Consider the following 2475-nt stretch of genomic DNA (forward strand, 5'->3'; position numbering starts at 1 on the left):
TGTTACAAAGCTGCCCTGATGGGCGGCCTGAAGTGCGCTCCTGGTCTGGGTTTGCGACTTTATGAAAACTCTCCTAGTACCCCGGAATGCGGGCTACACCGATGACCCGGCCATCCTTCAACAGTCGGAACTCGGTGTAGTCCGCGGGCGCTTCCTCGGTGGTCCCCCACACCTCCAGCCGGTCGGCCTGCTGAGCCAATGCGGCATCAAAGCCATGCCCGAACGGCGGCAGGGTCGTGGCCTGGGCCTGAAGCGCATCCAGGTCCGTCAGCGTGCCCATGCAGTAGACGGTGTGATGGCTCACAAAAACCCTTCTTCCTGATAACATCGACCGCCCGTTAGAACGGCGCCCAATTTACGGCCGGACCCTCGAAGAGCCATGCACGATAGGCGTCAGCCATCTGGGCGACATCTGTGGCGATGCCCGGCACCCACGCGACAGCGGCACCCCGAGCGACAGCCACCGACCATCGGCTCTGTTGCGCCGCCCATTGGTCTGGACCCAAAGTCTGCATGATGCGGGAAAAGACGTCATCCACGGCGGCATTCTGAGCGACCAGCGCCCGACCGAACACGTGGGCCTGCGCCCCGCATCCACACGGACACGGAATGGTCTCGTTCATGCCCCCCAATTGCCATGCCATGTCGAGGTTAGGACGATGGGCCGCACAGTATCCGGAAAAAGGCCCATCTACGCGAAACCACGCATGCCAGTGGTGCACGACCCGCTGACAGGCCCCACCCGATGGTCGTGTGCCTAAGCATCGCAGCATCGCATCCCGCCCTGTGATGGCATTGATCCAGCGTTCCGGAATTTCTGGCAGCCCCATGGGCACGATGAAGACATCCGGTTTTTCGACCCAGACCCACGCCACAATCGGACCTTGCTCGTCCATCAGTTCACCTCTTTTCTGGCATTGTACACCCATCGGTCAGACTCTGGAAGGCACTGAAGGGTCCGGGGTTCCATCTATCGCACGTCGCAAAAACCTCCGTTTGTGAAACGGCCCCGGCGACGGGGCGCCGATCCCCAAAAATCGCATGACTCGTGTCGCAAATCTGTGTCTCAAAACCAGGTGTTTCGGAATAGACAGTCCGGACGGGTTTTGCGACAATGGACTCAAAGGGTTCGGAGGAGGGATTTTATGGCCCAGCAGATTACCGTTTCGTTGAAGGATCAAACGGTCGCCGCGATTAAGGCGTTGTCGCCGGACTTGGAATCGTTCGTGGTGGAAGTAGTCGAGCAGGAACTTGCGCGACGCGCGCAAGTTGCCGCATTGCGAGATATTGCAGGCATGTGGCGGGACCGGGAGGACATCCCAGCGGACACCCCGGACGCCGTGGTCGACTTTGTTCGACGGATGCGAGCGGACGAGGAGCATCCGCCGTTGTGACGCGTTATATGATCGATACGGACGTCTTGATTTGGGTGCTGCGGCGCGATTCGGATGCGGTGAACTGGATAGAAACGACCGCCCGCAATGGAACGCTCGCATGTTCCGTGTTGACGGTGGCGGAGATTCTGCGGCTCATCCGGGATTATGAACTGCCGCGCGCCCAGCGATTTTTCGAAACGCTGGATACCATTCCGGTGACGTATGAGGATGCGGTCCACGCCGCAGAGCTGATGCGGAATCGAGGACCCGGGTTGGTGGATTGCCACATTGCGGCCGCGGCCATTCGACTGGGCGCGACCGTGATTACCTATAACCGCAAAGATTTCGCACGAACGGGGGCGGTATTGGCCGACCCACCATCTCTTCCCGGAGGACGTTGACAGTGTTCATTGGTTACGCGCGGGTCTCGACGGCCGATCAAACCATGGTGCTTCAGGAAGATGCCTTGCAAAAGGCCGGTTGCGAGAAGATCTTCAAAGACGTCATGTCCGGCAGCACAACCGATCGACCCGGATTGTCGGAGGCGTTGATGTATGCCCGCCCCGGTGACGTGCTGGTCGTTTGGCGGCTGGATCGTCTAGGACGTTCCTTGGCCCACCTCATTCAAGTAGTTCAGGAGCTTCAGGACAAGAACATCGGGTTCCGGAGTCTCCAAGAGAATATGGATACCACTACATCCGGGGGCCAGTTGATCTTTCACATCTTCGGGGCGCTGGCCGAGTTTGAACGGGCGCTGATTCGCGAACGAACAATGGCGGGCTTGGCCGCTGCGCGCCAGCGAGGACGGGTTGGCGGCCGCCCACGCGCCCTGTCACCCGACCAGCTCGCCATGGCTCGCCATCTCTTGGAGCGACCTGACCTGACGGGAAGGCAAGTGGCCGACGCTCTCCACATATCGCGGGCCACCTTGTATCGGTCCTTGCGGCGGCTGTCCGATGACAATGTGAAACTTGACTGACCAACCGCCGAACCTTCAACTGGCCTCGGCAAAATGGTAAATATTGGGGGGGGGGGGGGGGGGGGGGGGGGGGGGGGGGGGGGGGGGGGGGGGGGGGGGGGGGGGGGGGGGGGGGGGGGG

At 61.0% G+C, this 2475-nt stretch carries 5 protein-coding genes; 3 read left to right on the top strand and 2 right to left on the bottom strand.

Going from position 1 to position 2475, the window contains the following annotated elements; genetic code table 11:
- Window positions 1–73: 73 nt before the first annotated feature.
- Window positions 74–304, bottom strand: coding sequence for a hypothetical protein (locus HIJ39_RS22470; RefSeq protein WP_169103267.1), 231 nt, complete (start codon window positions 302–304; stop codon window positions 74–76).
- A gap of 34 nt (window positions 305–338) precedes the next feature.
- Window positions 339–896, bottom strand: a complete 558-nt coding sequence (locus HIJ39_RS22475) for a hypothetical protein (protein WP_169103268.1) — start codon at window positions 894–896, stop codon at window positions 339–341.
- Window positions 897–1145: 249 nt separating this feature from the next.
- Here HIJ39_RS22475 and HIJ39_RS22480 point away from each other — a divergent pair, with 249 nt between their 5' ends.
- From HIJ39_RS22480 to HIJ39_RS22490, 3 genes are read left to right on the top strand one after another with little or no spacing between them, the layout of a single operon-like run.
- A complete protein-coding gene (locus HIJ39_RS22480) occupies window positions 1146–1394 on the top strand; it encodes a hypothetical protein (RefSeq protein WP_169103269.1) in 249 nt (82 codons plus the stop codon).
- On the top strand, window positions 1391–1777 hold the full coding sequence (locus HIJ39_RS22485) for a PIN domain-containing protein (RefSeq protein ID WP_169103270.1): 387 nt from the start codon (window positions 1391–1393) through the stop codon (window positions 1775–1777). The genes HIJ39_RS22480 and HIJ39_RS22485 overlap by 4 nt, the downstream gene beginning before the upstream one ends.
- Before the next feature lie 2 nt (window positions 1778–1779).
- Window positions 1780–2355 carry a recombinase family protein gene (locus HIJ39_RS22490; protein WP_169103271.1) on the top strand — a complete coding sequence of 192 codons (576 nt, stop codon included), beginning with the start codon at window positions 1780–1782 and terminating at the stop codon, window positions 2353–2355.
- Window positions 2356–2475 lie beyond the last annotated feature (120 nt).

Source organism: Sulfobacillus harzensis, assembly GCF_012933365.1.
Lineage (GTDB): Bacteria > Bacillota > Sulfobacillia > Sulfobacillales > Sulfobacillaceae > Sulfobacillus_B > Sulfobacillus_B harzensis.

What these genes read in the sequence shown, in the direction of transcription:
- HIJ39_RS22475 (WP_169103268.1), bottom strand. Translation starts at nt 896, where the DNA reads ATGGACGAGCAAGGTCCGATTGTGGCGTGGGTCTGGGTCGAAAAACCG.
- HIJ39_RS22480 (WP_169103269.1), top strand. Translation starts at nt 1,146, where the DNA reads ATGGCCCAGCAGATTACCGTTTCGTTGAAGGATCAAACGGTCGCCGCG.